Annotated in this window: 14 protein-coding genes; 1 reads left to right on the forward strand and 13 read right to left on the reverse strand. The window is 41.8% G+C overall.

Annotated features, from left to right (window positions below; genetic code table 11):
* The 9 genes from G602_RS0107505 to G602_RS0107545 form a co-directional block, all read right to left on the reverse strand.
* Window positions 1–458: amino acid ABC transporter ATP-binding protein (locus tag G602_RS0107505; protein ID WP_026658446.1), on the reverse strand; the 458-nt coding region annotated here is incomplete at its 3' end.
* A 12-nt stretch (window positions 459–470) separates the two neighbouring features.
* Window positions 471–1145, reverse strand: a complete 675-nt coding sequence (locus G602_RS0107510) for an amino acid ABC transporter permease (RefSeq protein ID WP_026658447.1) — start codon at window positions 1143–1145, stop codon at window positions 471–473.
* Between the two features lie 111 nt (window positions 1146–1256).
* Window positions 1257–3095, reverse strand: coding sequence for an alpha-amylase family protein (locus G602_RS0107515; RefSeq protein WP_026658448.1), 1839 nt, complete (start codon window positions 3093–3095; stop codon window positions 1257–1259).
* 123 nt (window positions 3096–3218) lie between these two features.
* Window positions 3219–3920 carry a L,D-transpeptidase gene (locus G602_RS0107520; RefSeq protein WP_242835521.1) on the reverse strand — a complete coding sequence of 234 codons (702 nt, stop codon included), beginning with the start codon at window positions 3918–3920 and terminating at the stop codon, window positions 3219–3221.
* 139 nt (window positions 3921–4059) lie between these two features.
* On the reverse strand, window positions 4060–4578 hold the full coding sequence (locus tag G602_RS0107525; RefSeq protein WP_026658450.1) for an RNA polymerase sigma factor: 519 nt from the start codon (window positions 4576–4578) through the stop codon (window positions 4060–4062).
* Window positions 4568–6760: an ATP-binding cassette domain-containing protein gene (locus G602_RS0107530; protein WP_026658451.1), complete on the reverse strand. Its 2193-nt coding sequence runs from the start codon at window positions 6758–6760 to the stop codon at window positions 4568–4570. The genes G602_RS0107525 and G602_RS0107530 overlap by 11 nt, the downstream gene beginning before the upstream one ends.
* A gap of 243 nt (window positions 6761–7003) precedes the next feature.
* Entirely contained in the window at window positions 7004–9211 is a 2208-nt protein-coding gene (locus G602_RS0107535) for an NHLP family bacteriocin export ABC transporter peptidase/permease/ATPase subunit (RefSeq protein ID WP_242835523.1), read from the reverse strand.
* A 7-nt stretch (window positions 9212–9218) separates the two neighbouring features.
* Window positions 9219–9443, reverse strand: coding sequence for a hypothetical protein (locus tag G602_RS0107540; protein ID WP_026658454.1), 225 nt, complete (start codon window positions 9441–9443; stop codon window positions 9219–9221).
* A 178-nt stretch (window positions 9444–9621) separates the two neighbouring features.
* Window positions 9622–10035, reverse strand: a complete 414-nt coding sequence (locus tag G602_RS0107545) for a hypothetical protein (RefSeq protein WP_196808615.1) — start codon at window positions 10033–10035, stop codon at window positions 9622–9624.
* A 186-nt stretch (window positions 10036–10221) separates the two neighbouring features.
* On the opposite strand from G602_RS0107545, the gene G602_RS0107550 reads away from it, so the two are divergent.
* Window positions 10222–10407 carry a hypothetical protein gene (locus tag G602_RS0107550; protein WP_026658456.1) on the forward strand — a complete coding sequence of 62 codons (186 nt, stop codon included), beginning with the start codon at window positions 10222–10224 and terminating at the stop codon, window positions 10405–10407.
* 320 nt (window positions 10408–10727) lie between these two features.
* Here the strand turns inward: G602_RS0107550 and G602_RS25715 are convergent, their stop codons facing one another.
* The 4 genes from G602_RS25715 to G602_RS0107570 all read right to left on the reverse strand — a co-directional run bounded on the left by G602_RS25715 (window position 10728) and on the right by G602_RS0107570 (window position 17400).
* Window positions 10728–11654: a glycoside hydrolase family 43 protein gene (locus G602_RS25715; protein WP_049945114.1), complete on the reverse strand. Its 927-nt coding sequence runs from the start codon at window positions 11652–11654 to the stop codon at window positions 10728–10730.
* Window positions 11655–11666: 12 nt separating this feature from the next.
* Window positions 11667–13022: a glycoside hydrolase family 5 protein gene (locus tag G602_RS25720; protein WP_049945115.1), complete on the reverse strand. Its 1356-nt coding sequence runs from the start codon at window positions 13020–13022 to the stop codon at window positions 11667–11669.
* A 138-nt stretch (window positions 13023–13160) separates the two neighbouring features.
* Window positions 13161–15311, reverse strand: coding sequence for a glycoside hydrolase family 3 C-terminal domain-containing protein (locus G602_RS0107565; RefSeq protein ID WP_026658457.1), 2151 nt, complete (start codon window positions 15309–15311; stop codon window positions 13161–13163).
* A 76-nt stretch (window positions 15312–15387) separates the two neighbouring features.
* Complete coding sequence (locus G602_RS0107570) at window positions 15388–17400, reverse strand: alpha-glucuronidase family glycosyl hydrolase (protein WP_026658458.1); 2013 nt, start codon at window positions 17398–17400, stop codon at window positions 15388–15390.
* Window positions 17401–17477 lie beyond the last annotated feature (77 nt).

Genomic DNA, 17477 nt, shown 5'->3' on the forward strand with positions numbered 1-17477 from the left:
GCTATAGCAACTCTCTGCTGCTGTCCACCTGAAAGCTGACTGGGATATTGGACTATTTTTTCCTTCATTCCGACCTTTTCAAGTACGCTCAACGCCTTTTCTTCAGCATCATGCTTCGGAACATGTCTCGCTGAAGTAAGTCCCAGCGTCACATTCTGTAACACAGTCTTGTTGGCAAACAGATTGTAATTTTGAAAAACAAATCCGGTTCTTTTCCTGATAAAAGATATGTCAGATCCGCTTATATTCGTCAGCGCATACTTTTTCCCGTTAAAATCCATCTCACCATCATCAGACTTTTCCAGAAAGTTTATACAACGAAGAAATGTTGTTTTCCCCGAGCCGGAAGGTCCAAGGATTGAAACGACATCGCCCTTTTCTATATCCAGATTTATTCCCTTTAGCACCATATTGCTGCCAAAGGATTTATGTAAGTTCTTTATTTCAAGTAATGACATAATAAACCTCTGCTACTTCCTCACGCCGTAGCTTCCAAGCACCAGCTCTCCCCTCTTCTGCATAAAGGTCAGAACTGTACAGAAAAGCAGGTAAACAACCGCAACTTCCAGGTACAACGGAAGGTAATTATATGACTGTCCCGCTATCTGCTTGGTACGTGTAAACATCTCAACAACTGTGATGCTCGAAGCAAGAGAAGTATCCTTGACCATGCTTATAAGAGAATTAAACAATGACGGAAATGCTGTTCTGAAAGCCTGCGGTAAAATAATATGCCACATAATCTGCATATAATTCATACCGACGCAGTAGCCTGCTTCAAGCTGTCCCGCAGGAACAGCCTCCATTGCCGCCCTCATGGTTTCTGCACTGTATGCACCTTCATTGATGGTAAAAACAATTACTGCCATAAGAAACGGATTAGAATGAACCCCAAGAAGCGGTAGTCCGTAAAAAGCAACCATCAGCTGCACCAGCAGAGGGGTTCCCCTGATTATCCATATATAAAATCTGCAAATCTGCCTTAAAACAGGTATATTAGCGTATTGTACCATTGCCACAAAAACCGATAAAACTGTGGAAAGCACAAATGCTATAGCCGCAAGCGGCAGCGTAACTCTTAATCCATATTCAAGTATCTTGGGAAAAGAGCCAATTAGTAGTTCCAATGTATTCTGATCAAACATATTATTTCCATGTGAGCGTTACATATGTTTTATGCAACTTATTTGTATAAAATACTTTATACTCCTTTTCTTTTATCAAGTCAACTTTTTATCCTAAGATGCGAATAATCCCTAGTAAATCAGCCATATGAAATCATGAGCGGGTATCACAATATCCTTTGCCACACACTTCTTGCCGGTTAATGCATTTTTGTAGTTACCTTCCTCATTAATCCACGCAGTTTCCTCATAATCACCGAAATTAAACAGCGCAATCAGTTTCTCGCCGTTATAATATCTTCCAATTCCAAGAACATGCTCATTCCATGTTTCCACGATCCAGGCATCCGCAGCACTGTCAAATACGCGATGCTTCGCTCTTATGGTAGTCAGCTTCTTTATTCCATCAAACAGCCTCTTTTGTCTGGTTCCCTTTCTACGTCTCTGCTTAGCACTTTCCCAGTCAAAGTTACCCCTGTGGAGATATCTGCTGTCTCCCCATTTTATCGGATCCTCATGATAGGTGTAATCATTTAGCTGGCCTATCTCATCCCCACTATACAAAACCGGTATTCCACTCTGCGTAAGCAAAAATGCATGAAGCATAATATCCAGCGTAATTGCCCAGTCAAGCTTCCTCTCATCAATCTCATATTCCGCAGCCTCAATTCCGCAAAGAGACGCCGTTGTACCACACAGTCTCGCATCGCCGAGCTTGGGATCGTCATTGTAGAGCTCTCCTCGCGAAGATGACCCCCATAGCGCACCTCTAAGGTAATCATTCAGATAGCGTTTATGCGAAACCTGCTCGACGCTAAAGCCTCTCAAAAACTGGTAATCCAGCCCCCATCCGATATCATCATGACATCTTAGATAATTCAGGAAAATATACTGCTTGGGAAGATTAAATACTATTCCAAGCTGATGTTTAAGAAGCCTTACATCCTTCGTCGCAACTGTATGCCAGGTACTTGCCATGGTAGTTACGTTGTACAGCATGTGACATTCCGGCTTTTCAACTGTTCCGAAATAAGGTACTACCTTTGAAGGTTCCATTACGACTTCTCCAAGAAGAAGCGTTCCGGGGCATACTATCTGCGTGGCTATTCGCATTATACGCACAAGTGTATGAACCTGTGGAAGATTTCTGCAGTTGGTACCAAGCGTTTTCCATACGTACGGAACCGCATCAAGACGAATGATATCAACACCCTTGTTGCATAAAAAGAGCATATTGGCTGTCATATCATTAAAAACAGTAGGATTTCTATAGTTTAAATCCCATTGATAGGGATAAAACGTGGTCATTACAACTTTCCCGGCTTCGGAACACCAAATAAAATTACCTGGAGCAGTCTGCGGAAATACCTGAGGCACTGTCTCCTCATAGTCGTTTGGCTCGTTCCAGTCATCAAAGAAGAAATATCTGTCCTGGAACTCCTTCTCACCTCTTCTCGCGCGTATAGCCCACTCGTGATCTTCACTTGTATGATTCATTACAAAATCGAGGCATAAACTCATATCCCTCTCATGAAGGTCCTTTGCAAGATCGTATAAATCCTCCATGGTACCCAGCTCAGGCTGAACCTTCCTGAAATCCGCCACAGCGTATCCGCCGTCACTTCTATCCTTCGGACTCTCCAAAAGCGGCATAAGATGGATATAATTGACGCCAACTGACTGAACATAGTCAAGGTGGCTCCTTACTCCCTGCAGGTTCCCGCCAAAGCATCCGGTATACATAAGCATTCCTAGCATATTGCAGCCGGTGTACCACCCGGGATTCTTTTCCTTTTTTTCATCCCATTCCTTAAGATCTTTGTCCCTCTCATCATAAAAATGCCTGAGCATTGATACAAAATAGGAAAAAGCCTGCTCATCTCCATGATAAAGCTCGCCGTAAAGCCATTTTAATTCATCATAAAATTTGGAAAGTCGCTGATCGAATACGGATTCTTTTTTTCTTGCCATAATTACCCTCTTATCTAAGAAAAATTAGTATAACACATTAATTATATGGTTATTTAAGTAAAAAAGCGAACAAAATGTATCCAATACACTTTGTCCGCTTTAGCATTTTTTGCATAAAATATATCAGTGAACAACTACCGGTGTTCCGACATTTACTCTGTCAAAAAGAGCAACTGCAACATCGTGCGGAAGATTAACACATCCGTGAGATCCGTTTGACTTATAGATTTCTCCGCCAAAAGAACTTCTCCAACTTGCATCATGAAGTCCAATATGGCAAGGATTAGGAGTAAACTGCATCCATCTGTCAACCCATACATTCCAGGTGGGTCCTATAAGGCGTTTTCCGGCAATATGGGACTGAATCGTGTATGTTCCGGTAGGTGTTCCGTTACCACGGTTAGGATTTCCGGAAACTATAGGTGATTGCAGTGCAACCTGACCATTTTCATAATAGGTCATTGTCTGAGCAGCCAGATCAATGTCCACGTAGGTGCTGTAGGGAAGTCCGTTTACCGGCTGATTCGCAGGTGCTGCAGGAGCTGCCGGTGCTGCGGCAGGAGCCGGAGCCTGTCCATCCAGAATAGCCTGGTACTTTGCAGTATCCTCTGCCTGATTCTGTGATCTGCCTTCCTTTGCCCCATAGGTAACATAATGATTATAAAGAGCTGCGGGGTCATTTCCTACGACCGCAACTACATCCGGATACTTTTTTGCGTAAAAATTGGCATCAAATCCGTCTGCCTTAGCAGGTAAACGTAAAGTCGTTAATACCAAAACAGCCAACAACGCCACTGATAAAAACCTTCTCATCTTACACATCATTCCTTCCCCCTCATTTATAAACACGATATTGTGTGAATAATCGTATTTTATCATAATTGATTAGTGCAAAACCAGTGTTTATGCTTTTTTTATAGAAAGCTGATACTTGCTTAATATTTTATCTACTTATTATTAATAATCAAGTGTTTATCTGTTCTTCAGCAATCTTTTTGCATTTTTCCAGCAGTCTTTCCATACGTTTTGCAATAGCCTTTTCATTTGATCCGATATGCTCTGCAATTTCCCCATAAGATAGCTCCATTCCGTATCGGAGCATAAGCAGTTCCCTTTCCGAATCTTTCAAATCTTTTAAAATAGTATAGGCGTATCTTGCATTTTCATCCGTGAGGTTAAGAAGCTCTTTGTCCTCGACCCCGGTTTCATATCCTGACTCCACATATTCATCAAAGGATATTATGTCCTGTTTTGCATTTTTTCTTAAGTAATCGGTCACCGAATTGGCCGCAATTCTGGAAAGCCAGGTAGATGGCGAGGCTATTTCCGGATCAAATCGCTCATAAGCATTCATTGCTTTTATGAACACTTCCTGTACAATATCCTCGGTATTCTCCCTGTCCAGAATGCGCATATATACTATCTTGTACACCCTGTCATAGCAGGAAAGATAGATTTCTTCAAATGTCGGTTTATCCATCATTTTCTTCTACCTGCTGGCGCTTAACAAGTTCTGCAAAATAGCCGTCTTTAGCTATTAATTCATCATAGGTTCCATCTTCTACAATTTTACCACTATCAAGGACAATGATTCTATCACAATGTTTTATCGTAGAAAGGCGATGTGCAATCACAATTCTTGTACAATTAAGGGATTCCAGTGAATCCGATACCTGTTTCTGTGTTATGTTATCAAGTGCACTGGTGGCCTCGTCAAACATAAGAATCCTGGGCTTTGGTGCAATGGCTCTGGCTATCATTAGTCTCTGTTTTTGCCCACCGGATATTCCTCCGGAGCCCTCAGCAATCATGGTAAACATTCCCATTGGCATTGCACGTATGTCATCTGCCATACCTGCAAGCTCAGCGGCCTCCCAAGCCTCATCAAGCGTAAGCTCAGGTTTCGAAATCACTATATTTGAGTATATGTCACCCATAAAAAGTGATCCACTCTGCATTACTGTTCCAATTCTGCTTCTAAGAGACTTTAAGTCAATGGACTTAAGGTCTTTTCCATCATAATAAACCGCTCCTCGCTGTGGAACCTCGAATCCCAGCAAAATTCGCATAAGTGTCGATTTTCCACACCCGGTTTTCCCTGTAATCGCTATGTATTGTCCGGATTTTATTTTAAGACTTAAATTATCAATTACAGGCGGCATATCATCACTGTATCTGAAAAACACGTTACTGAGTTCAATATTTCCGGTGAGTTTATCTATTACAGGCTTGTCTTCAGATATCTCAGGTTCAGCCTCCATAATGGGGCGTACCATCTTCAAAATCGGGTCAATCTGGGCTATACTTGCAGCCATGAGAGAAAATACTACAAATGCCCCGTTTACCATGCCAAATGCCGCATTAAATGCATAATATTCAGGGATATTCACATGAGTTTTTACTGCAATCCCATATATTACGATTGTTCCCACAAGCGAAATGGCTGTTGTCAAAACAGTGCTGGTCTTTACGAGTAATGGCGGATCGTATTTGTATATGGCCTGCTCTGAGTATGCTCTTCCCCATTTCGCAAAGGCTCTTCTCTCCGCTCCCGACAGTTTAATCTTCTCTATTCCCGAAACCAATGCATAAGCAAGGCCGCTCTCTTTTACCGCAAGCTCCATTTGAATACGGTTTACCCTGGACGCCGCAAGAACAGCGATTACAGTCACTATAATTACAAGCAGCGTCACTGTAAGCGCCGGAATCGCAAGCGAAGGAGTAAACGAAAAGATTTGAATAATATAAACAAAAGATAACAGAACCGTAATCCCTGTAGACAGCCCGATACTTACCAACTGCGTCACCAGAATATTCATATACTCAGCGCGGGAGGACAGATCTCCTGAGGCATAATCCTTAAAAAATCTGCCCGGGAGTGTCAAGATCCTCATCATGGTTGCTGCCTGCACGTTTGTATCAAGTTTTAGGGCAATACGCTGCAGAAAGAGATCTCGCACAGTACCAAACAAGAGACTGCTAAGAGAAGCGCTTAGCATAAAAACTGCAATGGCTATAAGTGCCATAACGTTTGTAGATACTGCCACATCTGCAAGCAGGCTTTTACTGAGAACAGGAATCACCATTCCTATAACTGCAGCTATAATCGCAAACAATATGTAGGCATTAAGGCTCCCTCTGTCAACATTTTCCAAAATATATTTAAATAGATCCATGCCATCCATTTTTCTTAATGGAAATGGCTTATAGAAGGCAATTGCCACTTCTGAAATGAGGCTTTCGGAAGCGTTCTTTACCTTCATCTTCTTTCCTGTTTCAGGATCCGTATATCTATAGCCTGACATCCCTGTGGGTATGAGCGCGACAGCTTTATCTGTCCCTTTTACAGTAGACAGCATGGCACCTGATGCGTCTTTTCTCCAGTCTTTCCTTAAGGTTACTTCTCGCGTCATAATGCCGTAAGGTCTTAGGAGATATTCAAGAATTTCATCGATGGTTTTGAGTTTTTCCGGAATTTCACGGGGTGCCACATGGTAATATTTTAGGATTTCACCTATTGCATCCTTTGTCTGTTCTCTCTCGTCATGCAACGCTGCCGTTAGTTTTTTCCCCATGACGGAGCCCGCGATGCGAAGACATGAATCTTCGAAGGCATCCATGTCGGCATTTTCTCTATGCTCTATTTGTTCATCAAACCAGTTCATAGGACTCCTTTTCCCCTCATCCGGCACTTCGTGCCACCTTCCCCCCAAGGGGAAGGCTTTATGTTTATCTTTTTTTCCTTCCTCCATAAGGGAAGGCTTTATGTTTATCTTCTTTTCCTCCCTCCATAAGGGAAGGCTTTATGTTTATCTTCTTTTCCTCCCTCCATAAGGGAAGGCTTTATGTTTATCTTTTTTGCCTTCCCCTTGGGGGGAAGGTGGCAGCGAAGCTGACGGAGGAGGGGACTACTCACTCGCTACAAGTTGCAAATATACGCCGCCGTTCGCCATAAGCTCACTGTGAGTGCCTCTCTCCACAACCTCGCCATGATCAAGGACAATAATTTCATCACAATCGCGAATGGTGGAAAGTCTGTGAGCTATTACCACACAGGTAATTCCCCTGTCTTTGATTGCCTTTACTACGTTGTATTCTGTCTGTGCATCAAGAGCACTTGTTGCCTCATCCATAATTATCAGGGTTGGATCCTGAGCCAGAACTCTTGCTATCTCAAGACGCTGGCGTTGTCCACCGGAAAAATTCTGTCCGCCTTCTGTAAGCTTGTACTGATATCCGCCATCTCGCTGCATCACATCATCATGAATCTGCGCATCTCTGGCAGCAAGTATCATTTCAAAATCCTCGATGGACTGGTCCCACATCTTTATATTATTGGCAATAGTGTCCTCAAAGAGAATTACTTCTTGATTGACAACAGCAACAGAACCGGTAAATACCTCTCTGTCTATCTCATCCATGGGTTTTCCATCAAAAAGTATCTCCCCGCTCCAAGGCTGATACAACCCCGAAATGAGCTTACTTAAGGTACTTTTACCACAGCCTGATCCACCTACAAAGGCCACACTTTTCCCGGGTTGTAATTCCAGATTAAAATTCTGAATAAGTGGCGGAGAAAGCTTTGAATAGCCAAATGATATGTCACGCATTGACAGCCGTCCAGAAAGTTTTGCTTTACTCTCATCCGCAGACTTAACCGCAGCAGGCTTCTCCACAGCCGGATCCAGCGGATATTCCATAACATCCTGAATACGTTCCATTTCGGTACGCATCTCCTGAAGGCTCTGTCCCGCATTTACAAAGGACTGAGCAGGCCCGAGAAACTGTGCAAAAAGTCCCTGAAAAGCAATAACTGTACCTGCAGTAAACTTACCGGTCATGACATAATAGACGCCGATTATCAATATTAGATTATTTGTCAGATTCATAACTATAACCGGCAGTTTTCCAAAATAGGCATTAAGCTTTTCAAGCTTCACATTCTGAGCATTAACACTTGCCTGAAATCCGGACCACTTACGGAAAAATCCATTTTCTGCACCACTGCTTTTTATGGTCTCTATCATCTCTATTCCGGACACCGTTGTTGAATAGAGCTTCGCTGCATCCCTCATCTGAACACGCGTAATATTAACACGCTTATCACTTATCAGTTGAGAAACTAACAGATTAACGATTATTGCACTCACCCCGATAAGCGTCATTACTACTGAATAATTAATCATGAAAATCAGATAGAATACAAGCATTGCGGCATTAATAATAAGAGGAGCAAAGGTATTTACCAAAAGATTGGCAATGACCGCATTTGTAAGTCTCCTCTGTTCAATGTCGCCTGCCATTCTCTGTGAAAAGAATCTCATAGGGAGTCTTAGAACATGCCAAAAATATGTGGCATTACCCACTGCATCAAATTTACCGCTTATCCTTAAAGAATAAATAGCACAGATCCACTGAACTATGATCTGAATAGCCGCAACAAGGGATATAACCACGAGGAATGGAACTACCATATTGGGATTATTACCTGTAAGCAGGTAATCCATAAAAAATTTAGCCAGTCCCGCAGTTATTAAAAGGCACAATGAAGCTGTACCTGTAGTTATCGCAACAAAAGCAAAGGCCTTACCTGTACCCTCCATCCTCTTTTTGGCAAAATCAGCCATGCTTTTTTTCTTGCCTGATGGCTCAAAACTCTCTCCGGGCGCAAACAGCAAAGTCACACCTGTAAAGCCTTCATCAAATTCTTCTTCCGTAAGAACTACGTCACCTCTTGCGGGATCATTTATGTAAGCATGCCCGTTTTTAAAGCCCTTTAGAACTATAAAATGATTGAAATTCCAGTGAACAATACAGGGATATGAAGCCTTTTCTTTTAACTCCTCCGGCTCAAAGCGATAGCCCTGTGCTTCCAGCCCATAAGATCTGGCGGCTCTTGCGACATTACCTGCTTTTGAACCGTCACGTGATATTCCGCAATCCTCTCTGGCCTGCTCAAGCGGAATCCATTTTTCATAGTATGCCAATATCATGGTAAGTGAAGCGGCACCACATTCTAAGGCCTCCATCTGCATTACTACAGGGACCTTTGCAACCCCACCTGTCACCGGAGATTTAATTTTTCTATTACTCCCCTTTTCCATATAGTTTGTCATTCCTTTATCATTCAAGAATTGTTGTAATAGGCGCCACTACCTTTTCACCCTGTTCGGTTTTTACATGAATCTCTCCAAAAATTCCCCATATAAGCATCCCTACAATAAGAATTATTACTGCAAGCAGAATAATCCAGACTGAAGGTGTTGTAACCTGAATATAGTCATTAAGTTGTTCAGGAGACGAAACTCTCTCTATACTCTTATTTCTAAATATGGAATTTTCAGCCATTGGAATAACCTCCTTCACCATAAATCACCACTTTCATTTTACCCTATCCCCTGATCAAATTTATAAATTATGTAGGAATATTTCATAAAAAAATTTATGGTTTCCAAAACAATTATGCAAAAATAAAACCTTGCCGGTAATGAATGGCAAGGTTTTACAAAAATCAAATATTAAGTTTTCAGCAAATTGTAGTACCATCCGGATTCGGACCCGGTCCACCTGAAAGTGTATTCGCCTGATTATTCTGTCCCTGAATAAATATCGCATTAGATCCTTTTGCCTGATTTGAACCAAGGGGTGCGCATCCTAATTTTGTTGCGATCCTTGAAGTATTTGCAATACTTGGTCCACCACCCAGACTGGCAAAAAAAACACCGGCTGCAGCATTATCAAGATCATCGTCGGTTAATTCATTACCTAATGGTGTATTGGAAAGATTCTTATCATCTGACATATATTTACCTCCATTATTATTTCTTTTATATGAAACTATTTTGTCATTAAAAAGTTCTTCATGCAATCGTGATTTGTGTCCATCATCAGAAAACTTGGCGTTTTTAAAAATATACTCTATATCCTTCATCCCATTCAATGCCACCTCCTGATCTGTTCTTTTATATTTATATACGAATATGGCTATGAAAATGCGACATTTTTAATAAAAAATTTTTTTACTGAAAATTTTTTCAAATATGTCGCCATTTGAATATCTGAATCGTATATATATGTAAAAGAATAAAACATCAACTTAAGTTACTCATAAAAAGGAGGTATTGTAATGGAAGCTAAAAATGCTAATGAATTAGATAAAAATAATCGTTTATCAGATGATGATCTTGACGCTGTCGGCGGTGGAATGCTCCAAAGTACAAAACAGACCCGTGGTGCAGATCCAGTCGCAGCATTAAGGCAAGCCAATGCTCAAGCTACCTTCTCCACCAACGATACACAGCAGAATCGATAAAAATTTAATTTATATAATATCCCCGATACCATATCAAAATAGTATCGGGGATATTTTTATGCCGCTTTATTTAAAGCCTTTTTCTGCAAGAAGCTCTCTGTTCGTTTACGGACATTATCCTGCAGAATTGTTCACATGAAAAAGCATGTTGCTTGCAACATGCTCGCGCCGAGCGCGGTTGCATTTATGCAACAAATACCATACGCGCGAGTGCGCATCCATAGCGGAGCGTTTTTTATATATTAGGAAATCCGGAGGAATTTCCTAATATATAAAAAAACACCCCATTACCATTGTATCAATGATAACAGGGTGTATATTCACTTGATTTTTTCTACTCCGTCACACTTTGGTATCGTATTAATCGAGCCATCTTCATTGTATTTAAATTCCGCAACACATACACTTCTGTGGAACAGGCTTCCACCCGGAAGGTCACCGGTATGATAAAACAGATAAGAATGTCCTTTAAAATCTGCGATTCCCGGATGATTTGTAAAGACACCACCTTCTTCCGTCATAAGAATTCCACCATATTTCCAGGGTCCTGTCGGTGAATCTGATGTAGAATATGCCAGATGTTCATCCCTTTTATCTACTCCAAATGCAGCATATACCATATAGTATATACCATTCTTTTTATAAAACCACGGGCCTTCGCCATAGGATGTCCCGGTATCATGGCTTCCTTTTGCAAAGGATTCCTCCGTCATGGGGATCTTAACCACTCCGATTTCCTTATCATATGAAATCATATCTTCATTAAGAAGTACGTATCTAAGCTCGGGGTTACCGAAGTAAAGATATGCCTGGTCGTCATCATCTATGAAAACCGTCGGGTCTATATCATTCCAATCCCCTTCATCAACAAGAGGGTGTCCCAGATCCTTAAACGGACCTGCCGGGTTGTCAGATATTCCCACTGCAATCGCCATCCCTCCATTTCGTTTATGAACAGGACAGTACAAATAATATTTTCCATTTCTTTCAATGGCCTGAGGCGCCCATGCCCTGTCATCAGCCCATGCGATGTCATCAAGTGAAAAAATCACACCATGATCTGTCCAGTTCACCATATCCTTTGTAGAAAAGCATCTCCAGTCCTTCATGGTGTAAAAATCATTTATCAGCTCATCCTCGTCATGTGTGGTATAGAGATAAAGAGTATCCCCATATACCGTAGGAGCGGGATCTGCTGTGTAGATATCAGTAATTATCGGATTTTTCCTAAAATTCTGTTCTTCCATTGTTTTATCCCTTCATTTGTATTCCTGAATTGCCTTAATCAAATCAGGATACGGAACTTCAAGTGTCCTGCGGTCGATTATTCCAAAATTCTCACCGCTTCCGTCAAACTGTCCGTTGTCCCACCAGATACATGGAATGTTCATCTCTCTTGCTTTTTTAAGAAAATAGCTTACCCATTCTGCTCTCTCAGATTCATTATCCTTATTCATTGCGCCAAATTCTCCGATGATAACAGGAACATTTTTGAAGAAAAAGATTCTGTTTATATCTGTTAAGAGTCTGTCCAGATCACCATGATCATTGTCATAGGTTGTTCTTCCGGGAATCTGAAGAGCAAATTCGTAAGGTGTGTAGGAATGAACAGAAACTGCAACACAGTCATCATTTTCAGGAAGCTTTATTGCCATAAGACAGTTGGTCTGATTGCTGGCAGCGTAGCCGGGGAACATGATAAGGCGGTTCTTATTGTTTCCTTCGGATGCTCTTATTGCTTCATAACCTGCCATATTTACAGCATTTACTACTTCTCTTCCCTCTTTATCACCGCCATTCCACTCAAGATCTGTGCCAACTTTTCTGGGTTCATTCTGAAGCTCGAAAATAAGGTGTGTATCATAATCCTTGAATCTCTCTGAGACCTGTGTCCAGATAGCAGCCAGCTTCTCAGATGCAGCATCCTGATTATCGTAGTAAGGATAGTTCCAGTCCTCATGATGAACGTTGATAATTACGAAAGCCCCCTTATTGTATGCGTAATCAACTACCTCCTGGACTCTGTCCATCCATGCAGGATCTATGTTGTTATTCTCATCAATATGTGCCTTCCAGGTTATCGGTATTCTTATTGTATTGAAGCCAAGATCCAAAACCGCATCAATAATTTCCTGTGTGGTCTCGGGATTTCCCCAGCAGGTTTCCTGCTTCGAAGGTGCATCTGTGATTTTGATGCTATCTTCATGTGCATCCAAGGTATTTCCTAAATTCCAGCCGATTGTCATCTGGCTTACTATTTCCCATGCAGGGGTCTGTGTCATATCGTCCTCCCCGGTTGAATTGTCAGAAGATGTTGTTTCGGATTCTGGTTCTTCCTCTGTCTTTTCTGTTGTTTCTTCTGTGTTGTTACCATCTGATTCTTCGGTATTTTCAGTTTCAGATTCATCCTCAGATTTTTCAGTTTCTGCATCTAATACTTCCTCAGAACTGTTATCTTCTGCCTCTTCGCTTACAGCCGCGCTACTTTCTGTATCTTCTGTTTTTTCAACACTTTCTGTACTTGTTGTCTTTTCTGAATTTGCTCCGCTCCCACCGCAAGCGGTTGTTGCCAACAATGCCGTCGCAAGCAGTAATGCCATTACTTTTCTTTTCATAATATTCTCCCTTTTTATGTTGTATATATATCATTCAACTATACGCCCATAAAATCAAAAAAGGTACCATTTTCATGGCAAAAATGGCACCTTTATGATCTAATATGACAAATTAACTCATCCTGCCTACAAGGAAAATCAGATCTTTACATCCTCAAACACGCACTTATGTCCTGTAAGCTCCTCCGAGCGGCTATCAGGCTGGGAAACACCTGCATAGATACGGAAGGAATCACTGAAAATCTTTCTATTGCCATCACCATCAACAGAAGTAAACGCTCTTGCATCAACTGATATAGTTACTTCTTTCTCCTCTCCCGGCTCAAGATGAACTCTCTTAAATCCGCAAAGGCAGGGATTTGGAATCGAGTACTGTGAACCGGTATCCTTGATGTAAAGCTGTGCAACATCATCTGTTGCAACAGATCCGTTGTTAGTTAATGTTATCTTCACAATAACTCCCTGGAACTCAGTGCCATCCGCCTTACTAAACTCGCTTTTAACGTTACCCTGATCATTTGGCTCTACTACCAGGCTCTTAACACTGCAATCTCCGTAGGTAAGACCATATCCGAAAGGATACAGAACCTCTCCCATAAAGTATCTGTAGGTACGGTTTTTCATGGAATAATCCCTGAAATCCGGAAGATCCGCAGATGACTTATAAAATGTTACAGGGAGCTTGCCTGAAGGTGAAAGCTCACCAAACAGTACCTTTGCAACCTCTTTTCCTCCTCTTGCACCGGGATACCAGGTCTGTAGTACTGCACCTGCCTTGTTCTGAGCCTCAGAAAGGTTAATTGCACTACCTGACATGTTAATGACTACTGTAGGCTTTCCTGCATCTAAAACGGCTTTAAGGAGCTGTCTTTGTGACAAAGGAAGATTAAGATCAATCTTATCGCCGGAAGCAAACTGGTTACCTGTATCGCCTTCCTCTCCCTCAAGAGTCTCATCAAGGCCCACAACAACTACCACAACATCAGAATATTCAGCAACAGTAAGTGCTTCTGACATTCTGTCAGGCTTATTGGGATCCGCAAGACCGCTTACATTTTCCTTCCAAAGATCACATCCTTCGGAATACATAACTCGTGTATTCTCCGAAACATAGTCCTGGATGCCTTCAAGAACAGTTACATATCTTGATGATGTGCCATGGTAATTTCCTACAAGGGCAGATCTTGAATTAGCGTTAGGACCAATTACTCCGATGGTTCCGATCTTTTCCTTATTAAGCGGTAAAAGTCCGTCATTTTTCAGAAGAACCATACTTTCAGCTGCTGCTCTGTGAGCAACATCCAGGTGCTCCTTGCACTCTACTACTGTATAAGGAATCTTGTCATACTCTGTCTCATCAAACATTCCAAGAAGGAATCTTGTGGTAAAGAGGCGCTCACAGGAAGCTGTGATTACGCTCTCATCAAGCATTCCAGCACGATATGCATTCATAACCTTCTGGTAGGTGCATCCGCAGTTAAGATCACAGCCTGTCTCAAGAGCAAGCTTTACTGACTCCTCCGGAGCTCCTGTTACTTTGTGATTTTCATGGAAATCACGCACTGCCCAGCAGTCTGATACATAGTGACCTTCAAAGCCCCATTTTCCACGGAGGTATCCATTCATCAATTCCTCATTAGCACAGCAGGGCTCATCATTTGTTCTGTTGTAAGCACCCATGACAGCTTCTACATTTGCCTCTTTTACGCAAGCTTCAAATGCAGGAAGGTAAGTCTCTTCCAAATCCTTCTTGGATGCAATTGCATTAAAGTGATGGCGCTCACCCTCAGGTCCTGAGTGTACCGCAAAATGCTTTGCACATGCAGCTGCCTTTAAATATTCACCGTCACCCTGCATTCCTTTTACAAAAGGAACCGCAAGTCTGCTTGTAAGGAAAGGATCTTCACCATAAGTCTCATGTCCTCTTCCCCATCTGGGATCACGGAATATATTTACATTGGGAGCCCAGAAAGTTAATCCCTTATAGATATCTCTGTCCCCACGTTTTGACTGCTCATTGTACTTTGCACGTCCCTCAATTGCAGTAATCTCACCAATACATTCCATGAGCTCTTCATCAAATGCAGCTGCAAGTCCGATGGCCTGAGGGAACATTGTTGCAGTGCCTGCACGGGCAACACCGTGAAGTGCCTCATTCCACCAGTTATATGCAGGAATCCCCAGCCTGTCTATTGCCGGAGCATCAAATTTAAGCTGGGAGGCCTTTTCCTCCACAGTCATCTTACTGACGAGCTCTTTTGCTCTTTCTCTTGCTTCTTGTCTGTTCATACCATACCTTTCCTCATTTGAGCAGCTATTATGAACCCCTTCTCATATAGCCGAGCAAACAATAACGTAACCCTTATTAAAATATCTCTCTTCCCTTTTCATCAGGGATACCGCTCTTTCTGTAAAAATATGAGTTAACCTGATCTCGCCATTCTTTAGCATTTGCTATCTGCATCTCAAATCTGTGACATACTGATGCAAAAACCTCAGGCTCCACATGAGCTTCCATGCCTTTCCAGGTCTCGTAAAGCTCCTCTGCTTCAGCTTCTCCTTCAAAATGGCTATCATAGATGTACTGGATGAGCGTTCTGCCATCCCCCAGTTTTCTATCATAGGCTATATGATGGAAAAACAGTAAAAGCTCCTCAGGACACTTGTCCGGATCATTGTAGCTCTCAGCATTTTCAGGATAATACTGATGAGCATAATCCGTACCTTTATCTGTTCTGTCTACACCGATTCCAAGATGATCTGCTCTGTGATAGGTTCCCCATCTTGAATACTCATATCCGTCTACACTGGGGCCATAGTGATCATGCGGTGTAACCATCCATCCAATTCCAAGAGGACTTGTGTACTTTTCATAAATCCCTCTGGAATTCAGGAGCATGGAAACCAGTTTGTCAGTTTCATCTTCAATAAGATTGAATGTCATCTGTACCCACTCTCTTGCTATTTCCTCTGAAGACAATTCCGTGTTATAGGCAAGTCTGCCAAAGCCGTAAAGATTAGCCGCTGCAAGATAGTTACCTGTCCAGTTTGTATCATCTCCTGTGTTTATAACAGCCGCCATTCCCGCAAGCTTGTTACCAAAAGTTCTTCCGCTTACTACGTCTGCAACCGTATCCTTGTCCTTACTACAATATGTCTTAAAATCCAGAACCTCTTTGAACATAGGCATCAGGTAACATAAATCTATCTGGTGTCCTGTGTACTCCTGAGCTATCTGTACCTCAAGCATCTGATTTGTCTTCGTAAGGCCTCCGATAAGGGGTGAAACAGGTTCTCTTATCTGGAAGTCCATAGGGCCGTTCTTTATCTGTAAAATGACGTTATCAAGGAATTCTCCATCCAATCCCTTAAAGTAATCGTAGCCGGCTCTGGCACGGTCTGTTTTGCGGTCTCTCCAATCCTGAGTGCAATTGTAGACAAAGCATCTCCAGATTATAATTCCACCATAAGGAGCAATCGCCTTTCCAAGCATATTTGCACCATCTGCCTGGTTTCTGCCGTAGGTAAATGGTCCGGGTCTTCCCTCAGAATCTGCCTTTACAAGGAATCCCCCAAGAAGAGGAACATTCTTGTACACTTCGGCAAACTTTTCATCCCACCATTTAATCACTTCTTCATCAAGAGGATCGCATACTTTTAATCCCCCCAGCTCAATGGGTGATGCGAAATTAAGTGAAAGATATAACTTAATACCGTAATCAGCAAACAACTCGGATAACTCTGCCACTCTGAAGAAATATCTGTCTGTGATAAGATCAGTAGCTGCATCCTTAACATTAACATTGTTAATTACTATGCCATTTATTCCGGTGCTTGCCATCATCCTGGCATAATCACGTGTTCTGTCATTGATATAAAAGTTGTCATTTTCGAAAAAGAATGATCTTCCGGAATAGCCTCGCTCAATGCTGCCATCCATATTATCCCAGTGGTTCATCATTCTAAGAGGATTGGAAGGTTTACACTCAGCCTTGATCTCTCTGAGTTTAGTTCCGCGCATAAGTTCACGAATCACATGAAAAACGCCGTATAAGGCTCCATTTTCGTCAGAAGCATTAATCACTATACCTTTGTCTTCTGCATCAATAAGATAGCCCTCTGAAGCCATATTTTCGCTTTTTGTAATAGCTATCCTATAGGTACTCTCATCTATGCTACTTTCTTTTTCAGCAAAAAGAATTTCCTTCCCATAAAGACCCTTAAAGGCTTTTAAAAGCTCATTCTTAATACTTTTGATAATCCTGTTATTCTCTGTAAATCCATCAATCAGAACGGCTATGTTATCTTTGTCTAAACTTACTTTTCCCCTCTTTTTTTCGTAATCCAGCCATAGCTGAGTCCATGAAGTATTATTCATTTATTTATCTCCTGTACTTGATAGAACATTATTGACATCAAGACATCATATTAGCATGATGTCTTGATGTGTACTTT

This window comes from Butyrivibrio sp. AC2005 (assembly GCF_000424145.1).
In the GTDB taxonomy this organism is placed as follows: domain Bacteria; phylum Bacillota; class Clostridia; order Lachnospirales; family Lachnospiraceae; genus Butyrivibrio.

Coding starts and splice junctions, on each gene's coding strand:
- G602_RS25715 (WP_049945114.1), bottom strand. CDS start 11,654: ATGGAAGAACAGAATTTTAGGAAAAATCCGATAATTACTGATATCTAC.
- G602_RS25720 (WP_049945115.1), bottom strand. CDS start 13,022: ATGAAAAGAAAAGTAATGGCATTACTGCTTGCGACGGCATTGTTGGCA.
- G602_RS0107540 (WP_026658454.1), bottom strand. CDS start 9,443: ATGGCTGAAAATTCCATATTTAGAAATAAGAGTATAGAGAGAGTTTCG.
- G602_RS0107520 (WP_242835521.1), bottom strand. CDS start 3,920: ATGATGTGTAAGATGAGAAGGTTTTTATCAGTGGCGTTGTTGGCTGTT.
- G602_RS0107550 (WP_026658456.1), top strand. CDS start 10,222: ATGGAAGCTAAAAATGCTAATGAATTAGATAAAAATAATCGTTTATCA.
- G602_RS0107565 (WP_026658457.1), bottom strand. CDS start 15,311: ATGAACAGACAAGAAGCAAGAGAAAGAGCAAAAGAGCTCGTCAGTAAG.
- G602_RS0107570 (WP_026658458.1), bottom strand. CDS start 17,400: ATGAATAATACTTCATGGACTCAGCTATGGCTGGATTACGAAAAAAAG.
- G602_RS0107510 (WP_026658447.1), bottom strand. CDS start 1,145: ATGTTTGATCAGAATACATTGGAACTACTAATTGGCTCTTTTCCCAAG.
- G602_RS0107515 (WP_026658448.1), bottom strand. CDS start 3,095: ATGGCAAGAAAAAAAGAATCCGTATTCGATCAGCGACTTTCCAAATTT.
- G602_RS0107525 (WP_026658450.1), bottom strand. CDS start 4,578: ATGATGGATAAACCGACATTTGAAGAAATCTATCTTTCCTGCTATGAC.
- G602_RS0107535 (WP_242835523.1), bottom strand. CDS start 9,211: ATGACAAACTATATGGAAAAGGGGAGTAATAGAAAAATTAAATCTCCG.
- G602_RS0107530 (WP_026658451.1), bottom strand. CDS start 6,760: ATGAACTGGTTTGATGAACAAATAGAGCATAGAGAAAATGCCGACATG.